Below are 25,167 nucleotides of genomic sequence, written 5' to 3'. Positions count from 1 at the left end.
TTAAGGGAGATCAACCATGAAACTACCGTCCACGTATAAGACATTACAAACAGCCGGTGCCGTAGCAATTCTAGCGCTGGGGGTCAGCTCACAGGCGTTCGCATTCCCGCTCTTTACCGTCGACCCGAATGCTGCTTTCGGGGCAGGTCACGGCACCGGCCCCTTCCAGGCCGATTTCATCACAGGTAACTCGTCCACCCTCGTAAGCACACCTGGCGCACCTAATCAACATGCGTCAGGATGGGTCAATTTTACAGCCTTCACAAATGGTGGCACTTCTGTGCTCGGTAGCGATAGTGGTCTAAATAACAATTGGCAGATGTGGGCTGAATTTAATTTTGATTTGCAGCTGGCTAGTGGTCCATATGCCCAACCCAATAGCACCTACACCGTTACCGCCCTGCATGTGGATTTCTGGGTCGATCCTTCTATAGGGTCTGCCACCACCTTCACTTCGGCAAACAACGCCGGTGGAGCGGCCACCGTTAGCCATGGTGCGGGCAGCTTTATGATTGCAACAGCAGATTTGATTACTGGTGTTGCGAACATTAACGCCTTGGGAGGGACTGGTTTTAACTCGACAAACACCTTCAACCTTCTCAATCCTGCGGGCACCAGCTTGTTTACGGCCCCGATCCCGTTTTACAACATACAGTTCGACGAATTCAATAATACCACCCAGGGCGTGTTCATTGATCCTGCCGGTCACTTTATAGTGATCAACCAAACGACTGGGGGCATCGATTTCAATAGGGTTCCAGAGCCCGCCACCTTAGCTCTGCTCGGTATCGGTCTGTTAGGTATCGGCGCTTCGAGACGCCGTAAAGCCTGATACGAAATCTAGAAAACATTATAAAAAAGCCCCTCTTGCTATGCAAGTGGGGCTTTTTTTATGCCCGGGAGGCGCTCGCTGGGCAGTGGAACCTCTGCTCGCCCAGCCATGAGAAGAGTTAGCTGAACGGCGAGATTGCGAAATTGGGGAGGAGTTGAAGGCAAAGCGTGTCGCAATAGGGGCAGCGGGGACATAAATACAGTTAATGAAGGCCCAGGGTTTGGGACAAGTCGCTCGCTCTTTTTTGGGCGATTGTCCGCTCGAAGCGACTCCTCAATGTATGCGCTCACGGGAGAATGCAGGAAAATCCGACAACCTTCCAGCCTATCCAACCTTTGCTGATATTCAACTTCAGTTAAGCTCGTGCTCATGCGCCACGTTTGATGGAGCCTCCTCCGATCATGGCAAGCTGAGTATGGCGTCGGATTCCTATCCCTTCTTGAGAGCGGTAAGCAGGTCAGTTATAACCTTCCCGTCATCCGATTCAAACCACCGGTTCGGGAGGAGTTGCAAATTACCTACAGGTATAGGGCAGCTGTTCTCGCCTCGTATCAAGGCTTGGAAAGATCTCTAATAAGCCCAGGTCTGCTCGCTTGTTGGCCAACTGCACAGCACGGCCGACTGGATTAAAAGTCGCTGTTCAGTTAATGTTCTGGCTGTTATTGGCTAACCATCCCTTTTGGTGAGCGGAACAGTAGGGGTAGATGGATCGTTCCCCAGGTTTTCGCGAACCAGCCAGGGAAGCAATCTGATCACCCACGTAATCCAGTTCCAGATGCAGTAACACAGCAGGTGCGCCCACACGCGGACAGGTGCGCATTTCACTAATCTGGCGGAATCCAAACATGCGTTCGTGAGATCTGGCATGGCGGGGATTAACCTCGCCAAATAAGTCAGTCGCGTTGTGAATGATGCGTCCATAGATATAAGCGAGGTGAAATAATGAGGCAATTATCTCTCTCGAACTGTGTTCCGGATCTATAGCGAATTTCGACAATTCACAGACCTTTCTCCCCTTCTCGCGAAAGGCATTGATCTCTCGCCCGTAAAGTTCATCGGCAAGCAAATACCCCTTCGAATCCAGCCCTAACGTTACTGTGCCGACAATATACTGAGCTCGGGTCGCTACAAACGTAAGTTGATTATGTAAAGAAACCGCGGCGCTCTCTGTATCATACCCGCGCCAGGAATACATTCGCTTGACGAGCGCGACCGCCTTATTGCGAATCTGGGAAGAATCAGCCAAGTAGATATTGTAGTCACCACGCTTCAGAATGTATTGTTCGCCAGAAATACTTTCCGAAACCTTTTTAGTTGGTAGTTCTCCTGGCATTGGCAGCTCGTATAACGTGGAAAAATTCCCAATTTTTCCGGAGGAGGAAGAATGAGCTTTGTCGAAGTTAAGGCTTTCATTGCTGTGTGATAACATATCGATAATTCCAAGAAGATTAAGGTAGGTAATTAATGTTTTTGGATAAGGATTAAGCTAAACTCCATGGACCTGCATAGGTAGCGCTTTATTGTTGTAGCTCTTCACAATAGCGCCGAGTAGTAGGGCAAATAGGCAGGTTGCCCGCCTTATTAACAGGCGGGCTGCGTGACCGCCTCGCGTGAGCTGATCAGGTCGAGAGAACGACATGGGTACTATTATCTAGATCGCGCTACATTAAAATGCATACAGCAAACTATTGCTCATCTTACAAACCTGCTTGCCCGTACCAAGCATAATTCATGCCAGGCTTGTCAGATGATGTTTAATCAAGCAATTAACAGGCACGCGCGAGCACTTTTGTCGCCAATTCTGACCCTTATATCTCATCAGTTCTATAACTAGCTGTTTATTTGTGTATTTTTATGTCGCTAAAAGGAGACATTTGAAAGCAATACTGCAAGGCGATCATGCTGGTCGATCGTTTTCTGCCTTGACAGATGACGTAGAAGGATAGTTAACTGTTTATATATACTTCTGTTTTTGTGTAAGAAAGATGTTCCCAGCTTGGCGGTAAGGCGCAATAAAGTGTCCGCCATCCGAACGGATGGAGCCCTCTATATCTCAATAAAAAGGAGCCTGAAATGAGAGTGATTAGCCGGTTGATTTTCGTAATGCTCGCCATGTGTGCGTCCACCTTAAACTGGGCTGCCTCTCCAAATCCCCCCGCTCTCTATGTGTTTGGCGATAGCTTGTCAGATATTGGCAATGACACTATTCTCACCAAGGCCCAAGGGATATCCCCGGCAATACCGCCATCTGTAAGCCCTAAGAGAACCTACTACCAAGGCCGCTTTTCCAACGGCCCGGTTGCGGTTGAGTACTTGTGGCAGCTATTAAAGAAAGATCCCAGCGCGTCTCTTGCCCCATTTTTATCCAAGCAAGGCCTTGTACTATATGGTGCCATTAACTTTGCCTTCGGCGGTTCAGCATCGGGATATGTAAGTCAAACACCAGGCAAGTTTTATGTGCCCGGGGTCCTCGGCCAGATAGAGATGTTCCGCACAGCCTTAAGGGGAAAAAAACCTCAAGCGGGCGCACTTTATGTAATTTGGACAGGAGGAAATGACTATATTGGGGGCTTGACAGATCAACCGGCCGAAGTCGTGGGGCACATCTCCAAGGCTGTGGAAACTCTCTATGCTCTTGGTGCGCGAAATTTCCTTATACCAAACCTGCCCGATTTAGGCACCGCGCCGATCGCTCAGGCAAGGGCACAGGAGCTTTCGCTGCTTACCGAAAGTCATAACGATCTATTGCTTGATGCTCGTGATGAATTGGCAACTCGACTACAAGGCGCTAGTATCACCCTCGTCGATATTTATGCGATAACGCAGAATTTATTCCAAACGGGTACCGTCTTTGGTTTACCTGCCTTGGAATCCATTGCTCCTGGAACAGGTGCTGTCAGCTGCCTCTTTACCAATCCCGCAACATGTCCGGATGTCAATCTCAATGTCACTATTACTCCCGGAACACCTACTTTTTATTTCTGGGATGTGCTGCACCCAACGACATTTGTTCATATCCACTATGGGAGAGCGATGTTTAATAGCCTGAATAGTCGCCCCTGACAAAGTTCGGTTTTAGCCGCGTGGATTAGCGGTTCAGCAGGTGTTAAGTATCTGTTATGTCTCTGTCTGCCGAAGTTATAGGTCATCAGAAAGGTTTGCTGCATGCCCCGAGGTCATCACGTGAGCTGTATAGAGGTATGGCTTCACGCAACTCCTTGATCGTGTCATACGTTGGAACTGGCCATTGGGCTACGGACGATTGACCTGGGTCGTGCGTTGCTCAATATCATGGTCACGGCAGCATAGACGGAACATCGGGGTAATATATCTGGCTGCCGGGCCGTTGCGGTAACACCGTCGAAAGCAGAACTGGACCTAGTTATCGGTCAGAACCATATATCTTCTGTGTTATTGCTTTGATCAGGCTGCATAAGAAGAGCGCCGCCGACGCTGCCCGGTCCCATTGTGCGTGCAGTTCGGCTAGGCGAACTTGCTTGAGATTAAGATGAGAAAGAATTTCTTGAGTAAACCATTGTGGAGTCGGAAAAATGTGCCTAGTAAGCGGAATTACCGATGTGCCCGCACCCAGTCCCGCCATTGTATGAATAAACCCCGGTCCAAAGCAGCGATGACGGAACGCTGCCAAATCGGCTCCGCCCAGAAATCATCCTGATCAAAGCCGCACATGTGGCCGCCGGCTTCTTCCAGAATCAGACAGCCGGCGGCATAATCCCATAGTTTCTGTCCGCCATGGAGGTAGAGGTCAAAACGGCCGGCCGCGGTGTAACACCATTCGAGCGAACATGCTCCGTAATTACGCTGGGATGAAAAAGGCCGGGAGGAGCAAATTCCCCCGGCCAGCTTGTGGCTGAGGCGCTTCAAATCCACATTGGCGATCGCGCTGCGTAACGCCGGGACATGTTCCTTGATGGGTAGTCTTTCACCATTGAGGTAAGCCCCTTTGCCTTGCTCAGCGTAAAACATTTCATCTGCAACCGGATTGTAGACTACCCCGAGCACGCTTCTGCCTTTTCGCATCAGCGCGACTGAAACGGCAAAATAGGGCAGGCCATTGACAAAATTGGAGGTGCCGTCTATGGGGTCCATACACCACAACCCGGCGTCACCTGCGCCCCAGCGGTCCACCTGCTCTTGCTCTGTCATTTCCTCACCCACCACAGGGCCCGGGAAAATCTTGCGCAATTCCCGCGATAGCACCTCCTGCGTGACGACATCGGCTTCCGTAAAAAGGCTGCCATCAGCTTTACGCTGGCGCGCAACCCGTAGGTAGCGGGGCAGAATTTCCTGTTGTGCAACTGCCTTAACGGTAGCGACGACTGCCTCGAGCACCTGTTATTCCGCCCGCCATTTAATGGAGCACCCGATACTTGGGACCTGCGTTTCAGGCCCGCGGCCCGTCTGAGCAACTTGGCGCATAGCCTCGAAGAGGTCGCGGCGTACGTCGGGCGGCGCGGCTTCCTTGCGGGAGGCATCCAACCGGCCGCGGTATTGTAATTCGAGATTATTATTAAATCCGAAGAAGTCCGGGGTGCATACCGCAGCATACGCTTTCGCAATTTCCTGTGTTTCATCCCATACATAGGGAAACGGGAAATGATATTCACGCGCCACACGCACCATATTATCGAATGAGTCCTCCGGATAATCGGCGGGATCATTTGACATGATAGCGACGGCACCTATGCCATATGTGTGCAGCTCGGCCACGTCGCGGACAATGCGATCGCGAACTGCCTTTACGTAAGGGCAATGATTGCAGATAAACATTACCAGCAATCCATTTTGACCTCTTACCGATGCGAGGTCGTATCGCCTTTTATCCACCCCAGGCAAATCGAAATTCACAGCTTTCCAGCCGAAGTCACAAATAGGTGTTTCCAGACTTGCCATGTCCCCTCCAGAACAATCAAAAATACGTCATTTAATACTCTTCCAGAACATCCTGAGCAAGACTAACGCCATGAAATATGCGAGTAGAGGATATAATCGGAAAAACAGGGATCCAGGAGTTTTCGATAGGATCAAAAACAGAATTCTTGGTCAGCCACCAATATTACCATGATAGCCGGGCTTAAATTGCGCTGCTCCTGAAACGATGGCGCTTCCTCGTTTTTACTGTCCCGAAGAAATGTCGGCTGGCAACATTGTCGAATTGCCCAGAGAGGCCGCTCACCATGCCATACGGGTATTGCGGCTTGAACCAGGCGCTCCGCTAATTTTATTCAACGGAAAAGGTGGCGAATTCCAGGGCGTTATCGAACGGATCGGTAAAAACGGGAGCGCGGCGTTAATTGAAAAATACGTGGATATCGAGCGTGAGTCTCCACTTGAGATTAGAGTGGCTCAAGCAGCATGCGCCAGCGATAAGATAGATTGGATTGTACAAAAAGGAGTTGAGCTTGGGGTAAGCAACATCCAGATTCTCACTACAAAACTCAGCGTGATAAAACTATCCGGCGAGCGAGCAGAGAAGCGCGTCAGGCATTGGCAGCAGGTGGCCGTTTCCGCGTGTGAGCAGTGCGGTCGAAATCGTGTTCCTCAAGTAGCGCCATTGACATCATTTTCCTGCTGGGTTGGCGCACAAATAAATGAACGTAAGCATTCGACCGTGAATACCTCGGCCGATTTGCGCTTTATGCTTTCACCCTGCGCAAAGAAGGGCTTGCGGGATTTTTCAGGGTCTTCCCCTATCTCCTCTATAACCTTGCTGGTTGGGCCGGAGGGCGGCTTTACGCCGGATGAAGGGGCTGCCGCGATGGCGGCAGGATTTGTCCCCCTGGGTCTGGGCCCTCGCATATTTCGTGCTGAAACTGCGGCGTTGGCAGCCGTTTCCGCAATACAGGCGCTATGGGGAGATTATTGATCTGCCGGCAATGTTTGACCGCTGTTTTCGGGCCAAGGGGTTGTCCGGAAAGCTTTCGGATTTTGGTTTTAATACTTGCGTACAGCGAGCCTTAAAAAATTAATAATAGTCATTAAATATACGTAACGTGAGACTCAACATCGATTTTGTAACCTGGTTCCGTTCCGTTGCGCCATATATTAACGCATTTCGCAACAAGACATTCGTCATTGCCTTTGGGGGCGAAGTAATAGCGGACGGAAAATTTGTTGAGTTTGTTCATGACCTCAATTTGCTGGCGAGCCTGGGTGTTCGGCTGGTACTGGTGCACGGCGCACGGCCACAAATTGAATCGCGGCTGATGGAACGCAACCTGCAAGCCTTATATGTCAAAGGGATGAGGGTCACGGATGCCGCCACACTGCAATGCGTGAAGGAATCCATAGGGCGGATTCGTGTTGAAATCGAAGCATTGCTGTCCATGGGACTGCCAAATTCCCCCATGGCAAACGCAGCTATTCGCGTGGCGAGCGGAAACTTCGTGACTGCGCGCCCCGTGGGTGTGATAGAAGGAATTGACTTAATGCACACCGGTGAAGTGCGTAGGGTGGATACGGTAGGGATTCGCTCGCGCCTGGAGCAAGGTGAACTGGCACTGCTTTCCCCGCTGGGTTATTCCCCGACCGGGGAAATCTTTAATCTGACTTTGGAAAACGTCGCGGCCGAAGCGGCAATCGCGCTCAAAGCGGAGAAACTCATCTTTCTTATGGATGACGAAGACATAGAAATGGAAGCTCTTTCCGCGCTCGGGGCAGCACTGATGCCTGAACTGACTGTAGCGGAGTGTAAGGCCTTGCTTGCGCGCTGTACGGATGATCGTCCCCCGAAGTTGAGCGACGATGCGCAGTTGTATTTGCCGTTTGCTGTGCATGCCTGTGAAAGCGGTGTCGCGCGCGTACACCTCATTAGCCGGCACGTGGACGGTGCGGTGCTACAGGAATTGTTCACCCATAGCGGTATCGGGACCATGATCTCGGAAGGCCCATTGCAAAATTTGCGAAATGCGAAGATAGAGGATGTCGGCGCAATTCTGCAATTGATTGAACCGCTGGAAGCTGACGGAACGCTGGTTCGCCGCAGCCGCGAATTACTCGAAATGGAAATCGACCGGTTTGTCGTAATCGAGCATGACTGCATGATAATCGGGTGCGCAGCGCTATATCCTTTTCCTGGTGACAAAGCAGGAGAGTTGGCGTGTCTTACGGTACATCCCGATTATCGCAGCACGGGTTGCGGTGACGCGTTACTCAAGAATATCGAATTAAGGGCCAAGGCGCAGGGAAGCACGAAATTATTCGTATTGACCACACGAACCGCGCACTGGTTTGTCGAGCGTGGTTTCCTGGAAGCCGATATCGGGGAATTACCGAAAGCCAAACAGGGATTATACAATTACCGCCGCCGTTCCAAGGTGTTCATGAAAAAACTGTAGAGATATATGGATGAGCTGTACTTGCGCTGGTCGATGCGGAAATCTGTACTGTTATAGCAATAGGTACAGGGTAACCGCAACTCGACTCATCATGATTTCATCTTACGGACTTTATTTGGGGAAGATTAATGGCCAGACGTGTTAGATGCATTAAACTCGGGCGGGAAATGGAAGGCCTGGATTTTCCACCCTATCCGGGCGAGCTGGGCAAGCGAATTTTTGAAAATGTATCGAAAGAGGCCTGGGCCGGATGGATCAGACATCAGACCATGCTGGTGAATGAATATCGCCTGAATCTGTCGGATATCAAGGCACGCAAATACCTCGCCGAACAGCTTGAGGCATATTTCTTTGGCAGCGGCGCGGAGCAACCCCTGGGCTACGTACCGCCGGCGAAATAAGCGTGTAAAAGATAAATTTCATATCGCCCCAATTCTTTCGCTTAGCCATGTAGGAAAATGGTTTTTTCATGACAAATAACCCAACTGGAAGCCAATTCCTCAACCGTGAAGTTGGCCAGATCGAATTCAATCGACGTGTGCTTGCTCAGGCCGCAACCAAGGATGTTCCGCTTCTTGAGCGCTTGAAATTTCTATGCATAGTCAGCAGTAATCTTGATGAGTTTTTCGAAGTTCGCGTCGCAGGAGTGAAGGAGCAAATCAATCTGGACACGCCGGGCTTTGGACCGGATGGGATGTTGCCGCATCAGGTATTCAAGCGAGTTTCCGAGCAGGCTCATGCCCTGGTGACGCTCCAGTACCAGTTATTGAATCAGGAAGTTCTGCCGGGGCTCGCAAAAGAGGGTATCCACTTCCTCCGTCGTTCCGCCTGGAGCGACACGCAACGTGAATGGATCAGGGCGTTTTTCTTCCGCGAACTCATGCCCGTGCTGACTCCGATTGGACTCGACATCGCACACCCCTTCCCTCGTGTGCTGAATAAGAGCTTGAATTTTGCGGTTGAGCTGGAAGGCAAGGATGCGTTTGGGAGGAGTTCCGGTACGGCCATCGTTCAGGCGCCGCGGGTATTGCCCCGCTTGATTCTGTTGCCACGTGAGATCAGCGACAGCGAATATAATTTCGTGTTTTTGTCATCCATTTTGCACGCCCATGTAGGCGAATTATTCTCAGGCATGAATGTACTGGGCTGCTATCAGTTCCGCGCAACCCGTAATAGCGAATTGTTCGTGGACGAGGAGGAAGTCAAGAACCTGCGCATCGCCTTGCAAGGCGAGTTACCTCAACGGCATCTAGGCAATGCCGTACGGCTGGAGGTGGCGGACAACTGCCCGAAACACATGTCGGATTTTTTACTTGAGCAGCTTGGTCTCTCCCATGATGATTTCTATCAGGTGGAAGGTCCGGTAAATCTGGTGCGGCTCATGCAGGTTCCCGATCTGATCGACCGCCCTGACCTGAAGTATCCGTCCTTTATTCCCGGCCTGCCCCAAACGCTTCAAAAGAAAAAAGCCGTCGATATCTTTCAGATGATACGCAATAATGACATTTTGTTACATCATCCGTATCAATCCTTCCAGCCCGTCATTCATTTCATCCAACAGGCGGCGGTCGATCCCGATGTTGTGGCAATCAAACAAACCGTCTATCGTACCGGAACCGATTCGTTGATAATGACGGCGCTCATCGCCGCCGCGGGTGCCGGAAAAGAAGTCACAGTAGTGGTGGAGTTGCTTGCACGTTTCGACGAAGAAGCAAACATAAACTGGGCAAGCCGGCTGGAAGAAGTGGGCGCGCATGTTGTGTATGGGGTAGTGGGTCACAAAACCCATGCAAAAATGGCCATGGTGGTACGGCGTGAGGAAGGCAAACTGCGGCGTTATATACACGTAGGAACGGGTAATTACCACGCCAGCACTGCACGGCTATATACCGATTTTGGCTTGTTCAGCTGCAATGAGGAAGTTTGCGCCGATGTGAACGAAGTGTTCATGCAGCTGACCGGCCTTGGCAAGGCCGGAAAATTAAAACATCTTTGGCAATCTCCGTTCAGCCTCCACAGTCAAATGCTGGCAACCATCAATAACGAGGCTCAGAACGCCATTGCAGGGAAACCCGCGCGCATTATTGCCAAAATGAACGCATTGCTTGAGCCGGAAATCATCAAGGCACTCTATGCTGCTTCAGGCGCGGGAGTAAAAATCGATCTCATCATCAGAGGCGTGTGCGCGTTGCGCCCCGGCATTAAGGGTTTATCGGAAAACATCCGGGTGCGCTCGGTAATTGGGCGTTTCCTTGAGCATAGCCGTATTTTTTATTTTCGCAGTGGCGGAGCCCACGCAATTTACCTATCCAGCGCGGACTGGATGGATCGGAATTTTTTTCGCCGTATCGAAATATGTTTTCCCGTCCTGGAAGAGAAGCTCAAAAAACGCGTACTGTCGGAAGGCTTAAGTATCTACCTCAAGGACAACAGGCAGGCTTGGGAAATGGATGGCGATGGTCATTATCATATCAAGACCGCTCGCAGGGCAAAAAGGCTCTGCGCCCAGGAAACACTGCTTACTCAGCTGGCGGCGGCAAAATAACGTTGGGGCTCGGGCCTCGCCTACAAGTCATGCCCACCGAGATCGAACCCAAATTGCGCCTGCCGCCGAACAGCGCTGCTCGATTGCGGCGCAATTCATTGCTAAAATCCTTGAGTATTTCTAGTCAGGGTAACCACAAGCTCTACAGTTTTAGGAACAATAAACGACACTGCCGCGGCCGAAGGCCTCCTGGGTGAAGCGCTATCGAAGTGAATCAATGCGGTGAGCGAGAACCAGCCGGAATCCTTCTGGGCTGGGTCACCGGCCCGGCATACATGAAAAAACGGGAACTGAGCAAAGCTTGGGCCGACTTCTATAAAAACAATCCCTTTTGGTAACTACAGTTGAATGTAGCCTGAGTTGATACAACCGAGCGAACAACTGAGCGCTAAAAATGAGAGATTTAAGCTGAAAGTCTCGCTTTTGCGTCCCAATTTTGGTGAACGAGAGGCCCTCGCAGAGGGGGCCTCCTGATTAGCCGGTGCCCCGGGTGAAAAATCCCCTGGGCCGTGCGTCGGGTTCTTACTTGATAACGGCCTTCAACTCGCCTTTGGCGTACTTGTTCGCCATGTCATCCAGTTTTGCAACCTTGATCTTGCTGGCCTGGCCGGCACTACCAAACGCCTCGAACCGTGCCTTGCAGATATCTTTCGCCGCCGCCGTGGCATCCTTGAGGTACTTGCGCGGGTCGAACTCGCTCTTGTTCTTGGCGAGATGTCGCCTGATGGCCCCGGTCATGGCAAGGCGAATGTCGGTATCGATATTGACTTTACGCACCCCGTGCTTGATACCTTCCTGAATCTCCTCCACGGGAACGCCGTAAGTTTCTTTCATTTCACCGCCATATTCACGGATAATGTCGAGCCATTCCTGAGGTACCGAACTGGAGCCGTGCATGACAAGATGTGTATTGGGAATACGCTGATGGATTTCCTTGATTCGCTGAATGGCAAGAATGTCACCGGTTGGCTTGCGTGTAAATTTATACGCGCCGTGGGAGGTTCCGATGGCGATTGCCAAGGCATCTACGCCGGTTTGTTTGACAAAATCCGCAGCCTGTTCGGGATCGGTCAATAATTGATCATGGGATAACTTGCCTTCGGCGCCGTGACCATCTTCCGCTTCCCCCATGCCGGATTCAAGCGAACCCAGGCAGCCCAGTTCGCCCTCCACGGAAACCCCGACCGCATGTGCCATTTCCACTACCTTGCCGGTGACTTCAACATTATATTCATACGACGAAGGGGTCTTCGCGTCCGCCTGCAGTGAGCCGTCCATCATTACACTGGAAAACCCGCTACGGATGGCATTGATGCAAACTGCAGGGGATGCGCCATGATCCTGATGCATAACGATAGGGATATGCGGATACGATTCCACCGCTGCCGAGATAAGGTGGCGTAAAAACGCTTCACCGGCATATTTGCGCGCGCCCGCTGACCCCTGCATGATCACAGCGCTGTCGCATTCATCGGCTGCCTGCATGATGGCATGGATCTGCTCCAGGTTGTTAACATTGAAAGCGGGCAGGCCATAGCCATTTTCCGCCGCATGGTCCAAAAGTTGACGCAGTGATACGAGTGCCATTTGAGCCTCCTCCAAGTTAGAATCAGTTGTGAACCATAAGTGGTGAGCTTAGGAAATCCTCAGAATAAGCGGTATCCGGTCGGGAGAGCAACTGTCGAAAGATTGTCACCATGAAAAACAGCATTTCTCCTTCAGGTTGATATGGCGTCATTCAAGCCTTTCTGTATTCCCCTACTTTAACGATCTTCATGGTATTGGTGCCACCCGCTTTGCCTACCGGCTCGCCGATAGTCATTATAATCAGGTCACCGTTACGCACCACGCCGCGCTTGAGTAATTCATTTTCCGCGTGATTAAGGATGATCTCGGGATCATTCGAGCCGCCGCCGAATTTCACCGGATAAACTCCCCGAAATAGGGTCATTTTCCGACGGGTGTCCTCCTGGGGACTCAACGCGAATATAGGAACGTTGGAGCTTCTGCGCGACATTAGCAATACTGTTCTGCCGCTCTGGGTGAGCGCGGCGATGGCCCGGATTTTTAAGCTCCCAGCGGTGAACATGGTTGCGCGCGCAATCGCTTCTTCTATGGTTTCCGGGAGGCCACCCTGCAGCCTGCGCAGTTCATTGCTCGCCAGATATTCCTTTTCTGCCTCAAGGCAAACCCTGGCCATGGCTGCGACCGCCTCCACGGGATACTGTCCTGTCGCAGATTCCGCCGATAGCATTACCGCATCCGTGCCATCCAGCACCGCATTCGCTACATCCGATACCTCTGCGCGGGTGGGAATCGGGCTGCTCACCATCGATTCCATCATTTGTGTAGCAGTCACCACCAGCTTATTGTTGGCGCGCGCGGTGCGGATCATGCGCTTTTGTAAAGCTGGTACCACTGCATCCCCCACCTCCACCGCCAGATCACCGCGGGCCACCATAATTGCGTCGGATGCCTGCAAGATATCATCCAGAGCCAGAATGGCTTCGGAACGCTCCATTTTCGCCATCAGCAGGCTTTTCCCCCCGGCTTCATGCATCACATCGCGTGCCCAGCGCATATCCTCGCCGGAACGCGGGAACGATACCGCGAGATAGTCCGCCTTGAGCGCTGCAGCGGTCCGGATGTCCTCTACGTCCTTATTAGTCAGCGCAGGCGCACTGAGTCCGCCACCTTTGCGGTTGATGCCCTTATTGTTGGACAGCACGCCGCCCTGCTCGACAACGCAAGAGATCTCCTGCCCTTTAACATTGGAAACACCAAGAACGATACGCCCATCATCCAGCATCAATGTCGCCCCGGTTTCGACGTCATTTGGCAGCTCTTTATAGTCCAGCCCTACTCGCTCCTGGTTGCCCAGGTTGCATTCCGCATCAAGAATGAATTTATCGCCGGTTTTGAGTACGATCTTGCCCGTTTCGAATTTACCGATGCGGATCTTGGGTCCCTGCAAGTCTGCCAGAACCCCCACGGCATGGCCCGCGGCGCGGGCCAACGAACGGGTCAATTCGGCATATTCAATATGCTCCTCCCGCGTACCGTGAGAGAAGTTGATCCGTACTACGTCTACTCCGGCATTTATCATGCGCTCCAAAACTTTGGGGTCGCGGCAAGCGGGCCCGAGTGTTGCCACAATTTTTGTTCTTCGAATCATACTAAGTAGTTAGAGCCGGATTGAGTCTATCAAACGCAGACAATTAACGTCCTCGCTGTTCAAGTATTTCCACTGCGGGAAGCTTCTTGCCTTCAAGAAACTCAAGAAATGCCCCACCCGCGGTGGAGATGTACGATACCTTGTCATAAATATCGTATTTCTGGATCGCAGCGATAGTGTCACCGCCACCGGCCAGCGTAAACGCTTTGGTATTGGCTATGGCCATAGCGATCGTTTTGGTCCCGGCACCGAATTGGTCAAACTCGAACACACCAACCGGTCCGTTCCACACAACGGTACCCGCTCGCATGATGATGTCTGCCAGCTCTTGCGCGCTCTTCGGGCCGATATCAAAAATCATGTCATCATCGGCAACCGCATCCGCATCTTTCAATACCGCTGGTTCGCTCGCATCGAATTTTTTCCCGACCACGACATCGACCGCAATAGGGATGGAAGCTTGGCGCTTCGTCATCTTTTCCATCAGCATTCTGGCTGTGGGCACCAGGTCATCTTCGCACAATGATTTCCCGACATTCTTGCCTGCGGCTTTGAGGAAAGTGTTGGCGATGCCACCGCCAACCACCAGTTGATCCACTTTCTCCGACAGAGACTCAAGGACGGTTAGCTTGGTTGAGACCTTGGAACCGCCGACGATTGCAACCATGGGATGCGCCGGATTCAGCAGGGCTTTGGTGAGCGCCTCCAGCTCTTCCATCAGAAGGATACCTGCACAGGCAATAGGAGCATATTTCGCAATCCCATGAGTCGAGGCCTCCGCACGGTGCGCTGTGCCGAAAGCATCCATTACAAAGACATCGCAAAGTCCGGCATATTTTTTTGCAGTCTCATCAGCGTTTTTTTTCTCACCTTTGTTGAAGCGGCAATTTTCCAAAACGACCAGTTCGCCCTCTTCGAGCTCGAAACCACCTTCAACCCAATTCTTGATCAAGCGGACAGGCTTCCCCAGACGTGCGGCGATATTATCCGCGACCGGCTTAAGCGAGTTCTCTTCCGACCACACGCCTTCCTCGGGGCGGCCGAGATGCGATGTCACCATCACCTTGGCCCCTTGGTTGAGGCAGTGATCGATCGTCGCCATGGAAGCAGTGATGCGCGCGTCCGAGGTAACCCTGCCATCTTTAACGGGAACGTTGAGATCAGCACGGATGAAGACACGCTTACCTTTAAGCTCGAGGTCGGTGACTTTAATGATTGACACGTGAAAACTCCAATTTTTTATGGCTTGAGGACGGCACACCCGATCCTTATGCCTCATCAAGATGGGAAGGGACGATCGAGGAAAAGGGGCGCGGAGCGTTATTCACACTCCGCAATCCCTGACATACTATTTATTGGCTACGACGCGGACCATCTCCAGAACCTTGCTGGAATAGCCCCATTCGTTGTCATACCAGGAAACGAGCTTGACGAAACTGTCGTCCAGAGCCATGCCAGCCTCCGAATCAAAGATGGAAGTACAACTTTCACCGCGAAAATCGGTGGAAACCACTTTCTCGTCCGTGTAGCCAAGTACACCCTTCATGGATCCTTCCGACGCTTGCTTCATGGCAGCACAAATTTCATCATAAGTCGCATCCTTTTCCAGCTCAACAGTGAGATCGACGACCGAAACATCGGAAGTTGGAACACGGAAAGCCATACCGGTCAGTTTCTTGTTCAGTTGGGGAATAACTTTACCCACGGCTTTAGCCGCACCAGTCGAAGATGGGATGATGTTTTCCAGAATACCGCGGCCACCGCGCCAATCCTTATTGGAAGGACCATCCACAGTCTTCTGTGTGGCAGTGGCGGCATGCACGGTAGTCATCAGGCCGCGCTTGATGCCCCACGTATCGTTCAATACCTTGGCGATAGGAGCTAGACAGTTGGTAGTACATGAGGCATTGGAAATGATGGATTCTCCGGCATACGTTACGTCATTCACGCCGTACACGAACATTGGAGTGTCGTCCTTGGAGGGGGCCGACATGATGACCTTTCTAGCGCCTGCGGCGATGTGTTTCTGGCAAGTCTCTTTCGTAAGAAAAAGACCAGTGGACTCAACCACGACGTCGGCACCCACCTCATTCCATTTTAATTCAGCAGGGTCCTTGATAGCAGTCAGACGGATTCTGCGACCATTAACGACCAGGGTATTGTCCTCAATAGAAACCTCGCCTTTGAAACGGCCATGCACCGAATCATGTTCCAGCATATAGGCCAGGTAGTCGGGCTCAAGCAGATCGTTGATAGCGACGACCTCGATGTCCGGAAAATTCTGTACCGCCGCCCGAAACACCATTCTTCCAATGCGACCAAATCCATTGATACCGACCTTGATTGTCATATTTTAACTCCTTGAAAAAATAAACCCGAGGCGGAGTAGAATCCCGCAGCGTAGGACCATCCGAGTGAGATTAAATAACGCTGTTCACCGTCTTTACGACATTCTCGACGGTGAATCCAAAATGCTTGAATAGCTCGCCAGCCGGCGCGGACTCGCCGAAAGTGTCTATGCCTACCACGGCACCTTCTAGTCCGACATACTTGCGCCAATAATCCGTAATGCCTGCTTCCACTGCCACGCGGCGTATGCCCTTTGGTAGCACTGAATCTTTGTAGTCCTGACTTTGGCGGTCGAACCGGTTCGTGCAGGGCATCGAAACCACGCGAACATGAACGCCTGTCTCGGCTAGTGCTTTTTGCGCCATCATTGCCAGCGAAACTTCGGAACCCGTGGCGATAATGACAGCGCTGGGTGCGCCTTCTGCTGCCTCTGACAGGATATAGCCGCCGTTGTCGATCAGCTTGATGGTGGCAGCGTCACGTTTCTGAAAGGGTAAATTCTGACGGCTGAAAATCAGTGTTGAAGGCCCATCCCGCCGTTCAATTGCGCGCGCCCAGGCCACCGTTGATTCGACCGTATCGCACGGACGCCACACATCCATGTGGGGAATGTAACGTAGCGTAGCGGTTTGTTCCACCGGTTGGTGTGTCGGCCCATCCTCACCCAGGCCGATCGAATCATGCGTGAACACGAACAAATTGCGAATTTTCATCAAGGCCGCCATGCGCAATGCATTGCGTGCATATTCCGAAAACATGAGGAAAGTGGCGCCGTACGGAATAATCCCACCGTGCAGCGACAGTCCATTCATGATCGCGCTCATGCCAAATTCACGCACGCCGTAATAAATATAATTACCCCCGTTGGTTCGTTCGACGCCTTTCGAACCCGACCAGAGGGTAAGATTTGACCCGGCCAGGTCCGCAGAGCCCCCGACCAGTTCGGGTAATTTTGGCGCCAGACCTTCAATGGCGTTTTGCGAAGCTTTGCGGCTGGCAATTGTTTCTTCCTTGGCGTTCACACGAGCGATCAGACCGTCCACGTGTTCCCGCCACGAATCCGGCAGGTCGCCCGACATCCGCCGCGTGAACTCGGCAGCTTCGGCGGGATACTTTGCCGAATATTCGGCAAATTTTCGATTCCACTCGTCTTCCAGTTTCTTGCCTTTCGCACGAGCATCCCACATCGAGTACACATCCTCCGGGATTTCGAATGGCAGATGGTTCCAGCCGATATGCGGGCGAGCAGCCGCTATTTCCGCATCGCCCAGCGCGGCACCGTGGACCTCGTGAGTGTCGGCCTTATTCGGGGACCCCAAGCCGATAATGGTCTTGCAGCAGATCATCGACGGTCTGTCGGTAGCCTGCTTGGCCGCCTCGATAGCTGCCTCGATCGCTACAGGATCGTGACCATTGACGTTGGGCACCACGTGCCAGCCGTACGCTTCGAAACGCTTGGGCGTATCATCCGTAAACCACCCTTCCACATGGCCGTCTATGGAAATACCATTATCGTCATAGAAGCAGATCAATTTGCCCAACCCCAGCGTTCCCGCCAGCGAACAAGCCTCATGAGAAATTCCCTCCATCAGGCAGCCGTCTCCGAGGAAAACGTAGGTGTAATGATTGACCACATCTAAACCGGGCCGGTTGAAATCCGCAGCCAGTATTTTTTCTGCAAGCGCCATGCCGACCGCGTTGGTGATACCCTGCCCCAACGGACCAGTAGTGGTTTCCACTCCGGGCGTGTAGCCATACTCGGGATGGCCTGGAGTTTTTGAATGTAGCTGGCGGAAGCGCTTGATTTCCTCCATGGGCAAGTCATACCCGGTGAGATGCAGCAGTGCGTATATCAACATCGACCCGTGGCCATTGGATAATACGAAACGGTCGCGGTCAGCCCACTTTGGGTTTGCAGGGTTGTGCCGTAGATGATGAATCCACAAAACTTCGGCTATCTCTGCCATGCCCATGGGCATACCGGGGTGACCGGAATTGGCTTTTTGCACAGCGTCCATCGCGAGCGCACGGACGGCGCTTGTCAGGTTTTTGAACACCGGCGCATCAAAATCTCTAAATGTTCCCATGAACACGAACTCCCTCGTTCAACAGAATATGGCACAAAAACACCGCTGCTCCAACACGAGTAGCGGTGCGGGTCGGCAAAGCCACTATTATCGCTTAAGATGCGAAGTCAGACAATATGACAAATCGCGAGTCGAGCCGAATCAGACGTAACGGCAAAGCATTTCTTTATGCAAAAAAGGTTTGACGCGAGTTTAATTCGATTTTGCGTTTGCCTTTTCCATTCGCCGTTGTGTCCAGTGCAAAGCTTCCGTTTACGCCTATGAAGGGTTTATTCGGAGGTTTGCTAGGTATTCCGCAGCTTGATACCCAGCAGTTTGAGCTTCCGGTAGAGATGGGTTCGTTCCAGCCCGGCCCGCTCGGCCACTCGGGTCATGTTGGCGTTTTCCTGGTCAATAAGCTGTTCAAAATAAATCTTCTCAAAGATATCGCGGGCTTCGCGTAAAGGAATGTTGAGCGGAACACCGGCGACTGCTTGTGCCGGCGATGAGGATGCCAATATTTGCTTCACATCGTCGGCTGATATTTCGTCGCCGGAGCAGGTTAGCGCCAAAGAATGCACTGCGCCGGTGAGTTGCGCGAGATTGCCGGGCCAGTCATGGTTGCGCAAGCAATTGAGCGCTGCGGTGCTGAATTGCCGTACTGCGACCTCTCCCGACTCGATATAGCGCGAGAGTACCTGGTTGGCAAGCTCGGGAATATCTTCCCTATGTTCCCTTAATGCGGGCACATTGATACATAAGCCGCTCAGAATTTCATATAGCCTGGGATCGTACGCGCCCTGTGCCGTCAATTCCGCCAAAGGCATTGAAGTGGCGCACACAAGCCTTACACTGTATTTCTCCAGCTTGCCCAGCAGGAGCATTAATCCCTTTTGCGCCAATCTGTTGAGATCACCGATTTCCTTGAGAAACAGCAGACCGCCTTTTGCCTGCTCCAATAAGGCAAATGGTCCATCTGCCAGCGCAGCGAGGTTATCCGGTTCTACCCATGGCGTATTTGGGCGGTGCAGAAAGCGCGCACACAGATCTGCTCCGGTTCCAGGTTCACTCATGAGTAGGAGGGGCGTTCGCAGATTGGCTACCTGCTCCAGGCGTTTTTTTAAATCGGCGATTAATGGGCCTCTGCCCAGGCTGGCAAGGGGAAGTGCCAAGGGCGGTTTGACTTGTCCTCCGCGCAATGCTCTTCCTACAGTATTCAACAGCTTCTGAAGCGGTACCGGTTTCTCCAGGTAGCCGGACGCGCCCATACGTGTCGCCTCTACCGCAGTGTCTATGGTGCCATGCCCCGACATCATTACGACCGGCATGGTGAGCAGTCCGCAACTGGCCCATTCTTTCAACAGAGTGATGCCATCGGTGTCTGGCATCCAGATATCGAGCAATACCAGATCTGGGCGCGCCTGCTTTCGCCAAGTGCGCGCCTGCCCGGCATTTTCCGCGAGCGCTACGCGATAGCCTTCGTCGCGTAGGATTTCGGACAACAGTTCACGTATGCCGACTTCATCATCAACGACAAGTATTGTGTTATTACTCATGATTTAAGAATCAGTTGTATTTAATTAACCTAAATTGACCTTGATTGCGTTAATCATCGGCATGCTCGGCCTTTAACAGGGCCTCTGGACACGTCCCGGTTTGCGGTGGCCCTCAGGGGTCATTCGAACCATTCCCACGCATGCACAATGGCTGACCATACTCATCGCCGCGCCGCTGTTACCGCCAAATCGTACTGAGGAATAATTGGCAGCGTGATCGAGATCCGCGCGCCGCTTGGCCGGATATTTTCTATCTGAATCGATCCGCTATGTTCTTCTATTATTTTTTTAACGATGGGTAGTCCCAATCCTGTGCCTCTGGATTTAGTAGTAACGTATGGTTCGAAAACCCGAGCTTTGACCTGTTCGCTAAATCCTTTGCCATTATCGCTCACGCTAAACTGAACCCCGCCCGGGACGGCTTCGGTTCGCACCATAATAGCGGGCTCCGCGATATCGATTACCGTATCCTGTGCATTCTGCAAGAGGTTGTGGATAACTTGACGGAGGCGGGCCGAATCCCCCCTTACCGGCGGCAGGTCGGAAGCCAGTGCCAGATAAATATGGGGTTGCCGATTTCCGCCCGCAGCCGTACTTGCGGCCTCATATAAGGCCAGCACCTCCCGCACCAGTCCGTTGAAGTCCAACTGGAGGAACTCGAGCTCTGGCGCGCGCGCATACTCGCTAAATTCATTAACCATTTTTTTAAGCGCTTCCACCTGATTGACGATGGTTTCGGTTGAGCGCTGCAGAATCTGCGCATCCTCCTTGCCGAGCTTTTGGGCAAGCTTATGCTGGACACGCTCGGCAGATAGCTGTATCGGCGTCAGCGGATTTTTGATTTCATGGGCCAGGCGCCGTGCCACTTCTCCCCATGCGGCCGTACGCTGTGCCTGCAATAAATTGGTAACATCATCAAACACGACGACCCCGCCACCGCCCGATATGTTTGGCAAACGGGTCCCGCGCAGCAGCAATACCTGGTTGGCGCCATCTCTCAAGCGTTCAACCTGGCATTGCCACTCCCCTTTTTCGGCCGAATCAAACCCTTCAAGAATCTCAGCCTTGAAAGACGCGAGCTGCGGTTCGCGTACGGCGCATTCTTCAATCGTAAGACCTTCCAGGCCCGATAGGGGAATCTTCAGAATTTGTTCGGCACTCGGATTCGCGTTGCGCATGTGAAAGCTTTCGTCGAATACCAGGACGCCGGAAGAAAGATTCGCCAGTATGTTTTCCAGATAAGCTCTGGCGCTTTCCACCTCTTGCTGATTGCGCTGCGCTGTCGTGCGCGCTTCTTCCAACTGTTGAGTCATCAAATTAAATGATTCGGTCAACACACCCAACTCATCCCGGCTTTGTACCGGATGGCGTCTGCTGAAGTCCCCCTGCGCCACTGCTCGGGTTCCTTCTGCCAGCATACCCAGCGGCGCGCTCAGCCGCTCGCTGATAAGAAACGCCGCAGCCAGGGCTGAAAAAAGTGAAAGCAGTAGCGCGAGTGTAAGCGTGACGCCATACAGGCTTTTAAGGCCCTCACGCGACAATAGCAATTCCTGATAATCACGATAAGCAGCTTGAACCAACTCCGCTTCTTCGGCTAGTTGTTTCGGCACCTGCTGCAATAATTGCAATACTTGAGTATCTTCCCCCGCCCCTTGTGGACCGATCGGCGTCAGCACTTTCAGGTACAGCCCCTCGCCGGGAATTGATTCGATCTCGCTATAAAATTTCTCTGACTTTAAGTGCCGAATTACTTCCTTGCTTAGCATTTCAGGCGCCGGAGTCGTGTCATCCGCACGCGAAACAGCTATCATCAAGCCGTTCTGATCAAATATCAAGGCTTCCTGTACCTGTGATTGATCAATGATCTGTTCCAGCACCGGTAGCGGCGGCCCGGATTGATCGGCTAACGTGAGCGCGGCGGTCTGTGTCTTCCTGCGTAATTCTTCCAGGAGATTGTCAAGAATCGTGCGCCCCAAGTCCAAGCCGCCCTCGAGCGCCCGATCGACCTTGACATCAAACCAGGACTCGATACTCTTGCTGAGAAACTGCACCGATACGCCATACACCAGTGCTCCCGGAAGAATCGCCATCAGTGAAAAAATCAGCAGCAGGCGTAATGCGAGCCTGGACCCGAACACGCCGGTCTTAAGCCTGCGCCTGAGCCTCCATAGCAGATAACCCACCACGGCCATGAGAAATAACACAAAACCGGCATTGAGCCGGATCAGGAGCCGATATTTACGTTCAAACAGCCCGGTATCGGCACCTGCGCTCGCAAGTAAAAACAGGAGAATGGCACCTAGCCCCGCAGCAATAATAATGACGAACTTCACGGGCGGTTATTGTCTTGAAGTTTTGGTAGTGGCAAGCGGGTGGTCCAATGCAGGATGCCGGTGCTCAGATCCCAGTCCCTTGAGCTAAGCGTTTCTACCTGGAAGGGCTTGGGTAATGCCGAGATGTCAAGGCGCATGCGTAGCTCCACGGTATATTCCATGTCGCGCCTTAGCTCGGAGATTGCAATAATGGGACGGTCGCGGACCCGCCCCAGAGCCTGTAAGGCCTCTTTCAGAGTGCTGAAATTCTGGGATAGCGCGCCGCGGCTCAAACGATATTGACGAGTCAGTGCGTTATAGCTTAGTCCCTCTCGCACCCTGCTTTGAGCTATCCTCTCGTCCAGCCAATACCAGCGTGAATTCACCAGATTGAGCTCGGTTACGAAATAAAGTACGATGCCTTTTTCGAGCGCGTATTCCAGCTTGGGGTTGAGGGTAATCTCGAAATCTGCATCGAACTGATAACCATCATCGACAGCTTCCAGCGTAACCGATTTTACGCGTATGCCGCCCTCCGCATGGGCTGTTGAGGTCAGCAACAGCATTGCAGCCAGTAGCATCGCCGCAGCTGCGTGCAACAGTCGCATGGGGAGATCAGACCTTATGCAGCAGGGCATAAAAAAAACCGTCGTGATGGGAATTCGGCAATAGTTGCCCTTCGATTGTTTCAATTCCGGAGAGGGGCAGCAGACGTGCGTCTGAATGATGGCGCAAAAAGCTGTCCACCTGCAGCTTGTTTTCTTCGGGAAATATGGAACAGGTGGTGTAGAGCAATTTACCACCTCTGCTCAGCGTCCGCCACAGCGAATCAAGAATCCCGCGCTGTTTTTCCGCGAACTGAAAAAGATCGCTTTCACGCCTTAGCCATTTAATATCGGGGTGACGTCGCGCCACTCCCGAAGCAGAGCAGGGAACGTCAGCCAGAATCCGATCGAAGTATTCTCCATTCCACCATTTTGAGGGCTGCGAGGCATCCCCTTGCGCGACGCGATGGGCTGCGAGGCTCAGTCGAGAGAGATTTTGCGTTATCTTCGTCACTCGTGCGACATCACTGTCGAGCGCGGTCAACTCAACTTCCGCCAATTCGAGCAGATGTGCGGTCTTGCCGCCTGGAGCCGCACAAGCGTCCAAAACGCGCATGCCGTCGCGCGCATCCAGGATTTGAGCTGCCAGTTGCGCACCCATATCCTGTACCGAGACCAATCCTTCGGTAAATCCGGGCAGTTTTTCCACCGCTGCCGGGCGCACCAATTCGAGCGCATCATTTGCCAGCAGTTGGGCACTCATGCCATTTTGATTGAGGAGATCCTGGTATTCCCGTATCGGGATTTTGCGCCGGTTGATTCTCAACGTCATGGGCGGCCGTTGATTGCTGGCGTCTAATACAGCTTGATAGTAATGCGGATATTGCGCGCGGAGTTTATCTATCCACCATTGTGGATGAGAATACCGTCCAACCTCGGTCTTGGTTGCCCGTTCGAGTAGTGAGGTCCGTTGGCGTAAAAAGTTGCGCAATACTGCATTGATCAGTCCCCGTACCATCTTGTTATTGTTCAGGTCCTGCGCGGCCGATACGGCGCTGTCCACAATGGCATGAGGAGCAGTCTTGCTATAAATCAATTGATAGAGGCCGACCAATAATAAACAGCGCAAATTCTCATCCCATAGGCGTTTGTTCAGCAATAATTCGAGCAAGATGTTGAGTTGCCCGTAAAAACGCAGTACGCCATAGCTTAAATCCTGAATTGCTCCGCGTTGTTGCGCCGAGAGATCGGCATGGGTGCGCCACACATCTTGCAAGGCTGCGGTCAGGCTTGCACCACCGAATACTTTGACTACAGTTGCGGCGGCAATTCGCTGTGTTTTGTTCATCCCTGCCATTCAAAGCGATCACCCGGCCGCAACGGGAATCCCGAGAGAAAATTTGCAGCGCTCAGCTTTTTTCCGCCGGATTTCTGCACGATTTCCAGTACGAGTGCGCCTATGCCGCAAGCAACGACGATGCCGCGGCTTTCTATAGCAATAACTTCCCCAGGTTCCCCCCCTCTACCCGTTTCGATGCTCGCCCGCCATACCTTGATCGGGGTTTCGCGAACACGGGAGTGTGCACCAGGATATGGATTGAATGCCCTTACTGCGCGGTTGATGTTTTTCGCGCTTGCTCGCCAGTCAATTGCAGCTTCATGCTTTTCCAATTTTGATGCGTAGGTCACGCCAAATTCATCTTGAGGAACCACGGGGATTATTCCTAGCTGCAAGCCTGCCAATGTCTCCACGATGCTAGTTGCGCCCAGCGAGGCTAACTTATCTCGCAGAGTCTGGGCTGTATCATCTTGCGCGATAGGGATATGTCGTTGCAATAGGATAGAGCCGGTATCCAGGCCCTGGTCCATTTGCATGATCGTAATCCCGGTTTCCCGGTCACCCGCCAATATTGCACGCTCGATTGGAGCAGCCCCCCGCCAGCGGGGCAGTAACGAAGCATGAATATTGAGGCAGCCAAATTTTGGAATATTTAAAACAGCCGAAGGTAAAATCAGCCCATAAGCCACGACGACCATGACATCGGCACCGATCGAGGCCAATACTGGGTATAACTCGGCTTGCTTGAGTGATTCCGGTTGTAACACGGCAAATTTATGCTCCAATGCAAGGAACTTAACGGCACTCATGGCGGTTTTCATTCCTCGCCCAGCCGGACGGTCAGGCTGAGTCAACACCAGCCCAATCTCATGCCCGGCGCGCGCCAGGGCCTCAAGCGCAGGGATGGAAAATGGCGGGGTGCCGGCGAAAATAATCTTCATTGGGAAATTTACCCAGGAGCCTGAAAAAGTTCCTGAGTCGGACAGCTAGGAGTCCGACAGCGTACATCGCTTGCGAAACACCTCAACATATCGTGGCGTAAACCCCCGGTTTATTGCGCTGCGCTTTTCAGCGTCATTATCTGGAACAA

The 25,167-nt window shown here is 52.4% G+C and carries 19 protein-coding genes; 6 read left to right on the top strand and 13 right to left on the bottom strand.

Translation table 11 applies throughout. The annotated features are described in order from the left end of the window. Positions 1 to 16 precede the first annotated feature (16 nt). Positions 17 to 832, top strand: a complete 816-nt coding sequence (gene pepA, locus BMX00_RS11165) for a flocculation-associated PEP-CTERM protein PepA (RefSeq protein WP_090829097.1) — start codon at positions 17 to 19, stop codon at positions 830 to 832. Between the two features lie 640 nt (positions 833 to 1,472). On the opposite strand, the gene BMX00_RS11160 is transcribed toward pepA, so the two are convergent. After that, entirely contained in the window at positions 1,473 to 2,165 is a 693-nt protein-coding gene (locus BMX00_RS11160) for an N-acyl amino acid synthase FeeM domain-containing protein (RefSeq protein ID WP_218141544.1), read from the bottom strand. Positions 2,166 to 2,905: 740 nt separating this feature from the next. Here BMX00_RS11160 and BMX00_RS11155 point away from each other — a divergent pair. Then, entirely contained in the window at positions 2,906 to 3,895 is a 990-nt protein-coding gene (locus BMX00_RS11155; RefSeq protein WP_090829096.1) for an SGNH/GDSL hydrolase family protein, read from the top strand. Between the two features lie 507 nt (positions 3,896 to 4,402). On the opposite strand, the gene BMX00_RS11150 is transcribed toward BMX00_RS11155, so the two are convergent. Next, positions 4,403 to 5,185: an inositol monophosphatase family protein gene (locus BMX00_RS11150; RefSeq protein ID WP_090829095.1), complete on the bottom strand. Its 783-nt coding sequence runs from the start codon at positions 5,183 to 5,185 to the stop codon at positions 4,403 to 4,405. A gap of 3 nt (positions 5,186 to 5,188) precedes the next feature. Next, entirely contained in the window at positions 5,189 to 5,746 is a 558-nt protein-coding gene (locus tag BMX00_RS11145) for a thioredoxin family protein (RefSeq protein WP_090829094.1), read from the bottom strand. 238 nt (positions 5,747 to 5,984) lie between these two features. Here BMX00_RS11145 and BMX00_RS11140 point away from each other — a divergent pair, with 238 nt between their 5' ends. From BMX00_RS11140 to ppk1, 4 genes are all read left to right on the top strand, one after another. After that, the gene (locus tag BMX00_RS11140) at positions 5,985 to 6,719 is read left to right on the top strand and encodes a 16S rRNA (uracil(1498)-N(3))-methyltransferase (RefSeq protein WP_245728020.1); all 735 of its coding nucleotides are present in this window, start codon (positions 5,985 to 5,987) and stop codon (positions 6,717 to 6,719) included. A gap of 127 nt (positions 6,720 to 6,846) precedes the next feature. Further along, a complete protein-coding gene (gene argA / locus BMX00_RS11135; protein ID WP_090829092.1) occupies positions 6,847 to 8,190 on the top strand; it encodes an amino-acid N-acetyltransferase in 1,344 nt (447 codons plus the stop codon). 128 nt (positions 8,191 to 8,318) lie between these two features. Next, positions 8,319 to 8,591 (top strand): oxidative damage protection protein, encoded by a 273-nt coding sequence (locus BMX00_RS11130; protein ID WP_090829091.1) that lies wholly within the window; start codon positions 8,319 to 8,321, stop codon positions 8,589 to 8,591. A 68-nt stretch (positions 8,592 to 8,659) separates the two neighbouring features. Next, positions 8,660 to 10,735 (top strand): polyphosphate kinase 1, encoded by a 2,076-nt coding sequence (gene ppk1, locus BMX00_RS11125; RefSeq protein WP_090829090.1) that lies wholly within the window; start codon positions 8,660 to 8,662, stop codon positions 10,733 to 10,735. A 522-nt stretch (positions 10,736 to 11,257) separates the two neighbouring features. Here the strand turns inward: ppk1 and fba are convergent. From fba to fmt, 10 genes are all read right to left on the bottom strand, one after another. Further along, positions 11,258 to 12,322 carry a class II fructose-bisphosphate aldolase gene (gene fba, locus BMX00_RS11120; RefSeq protein ID WP_090829089.1) on the bottom strand — a complete coding sequence of 355 codons (1,065 nt, stop codon included), beginning with the start codon at positions 12,320 to 12,322 and terminating at the stop codon, positions 11,258 to 11,260. Between the two features lie 151 nt (positions 12,323 to 12,473). Then, positions 12,474 to 13,910: a pyruvate kinase gene (pyk, locus tag BMX00_RS11115; protein ID WP_090829088.1), complete on the bottom strand. Its 1,437-nt coding sequence runs from the start codon at positions 13,908 to 13,910 to the stop codon at positions 12,474 to 12,476. A gap of 43 nt (positions 13,911 to 13,953) precedes the next feature. Continuing rightward, positions 13,954 to 15,132, bottom strand: coding sequence for a phosphoglycerate kinase (locus BMX00_RS11110; protein WP_090829087.1), 1,179 nt, complete (start codon positions 15,130 to 15,132; stop codon positions 13,954 to 13,956). 126 nt (positions 15,133 to 15,258) lie between these two features. Then, positions 15,259 to 16,260: a type I glyceraldehyde-3-phosphate dehydrogenase gene (gap, locus tag BMX00_RS11105; protein ID WP_090829086.1), complete on the bottom strand. Its 1,002-nt coding sequence runs from the start codon at positions 16,258 to 16,260 to the stop codon at positions 15,259 to 15,261. Positions 16,261 to 16,330: 70 nt separating this feature from the next. Further along, complete coding sequence (gene tkt / locus BMX00_RS11100; protein ID WP_090829085.1) at positions 16,331 to 18,346, bottom strand: transketolase; 2,016 nt, start codon at positions 18,344 to 18,346, stop codon at positions 16,331 to 16,333. Between the two features lie 284 nt (positions 18,347 to 18,630). Further along, a complete protein-coding gene (locus BMX00_RS11095; RefSeq protein WP_090829084.1) occupies positions 18,631 to 19,881 on the bottom strand; it encodes a sigma-54-dependent transcriptional regulator in 1,251 nt (416 codons plus the stop codon). Positions 19,882 to 20,042: 161 nt separating this feature from the next. Next, complete coding sequence (locus tag BMX00_RS11090) at positions 20,043 to 22,214, bottom strand: sensor histidine kinase (protein ID WP_090829083.1); 2,172 nt, start codon at positions 22,212 to 22,214, stop codon at positions 20,043 to 20,045. Then, on the bottom strand, positions 22,211 to 22,801 hold the full coding sequence (locus tag BMX00_RS11085) for a DUF4390 domain-containing protein (RefSeq protein ID WP_177171849.1): 591 nt from the start codon (positions 22,799 to 22,801) through the stop codon (positions 22,211 to 22,213). Before BMX00_RS11085 ends, BMX00_RS11090 begins: the two co-directional genes overlap by 4 nt. 7 nt (positions 22,802 to 22,808) lie before the next feature. Next, entirely contained in the window at positions 22,809 to 24,086 is a 1,278-nt protein-coding gene (gene rsmB, locus BMX00_RS11080) for a 16S rRNA (cytosine(967)-C(5))-methyltransferase RsmB (protein ID WP_090829082.1), read from the bottom strand. Further along, a complete protein-coding gene (gene fmt, locus BMX00_RS11075) occupies positions 24,083 to 25,018 on the bottom strand; it encodes a methionyl-tRNA formyltransferase (protein WP_090829081.1) in 936 nt (311 codons plus the stop codon). The genes rsmB and fmt overlap by 4 nt, the downstream gene beginning before the upstream one ends. Positions 25,019 to 25,167 lie beyond the last annotated feature (149 nt).

Origin of the sequence: Nitrosovibrio tenuis, assembly GCF_900109785.1 — a bacterium.
Classification (GTDB): domain Bacteria; phylum Pseudomonadota; class Gammaproteobacteria; order Burkholderiales; family Nitrosomonadaceae; genus Nitrosospira; species Nitrosospira tenuis_A.
The sequence above is the reverse complement of the archived record's forward strand: the minus strand, read 5'-3'. Positions and strand labels throughout refer to the sequence as shown.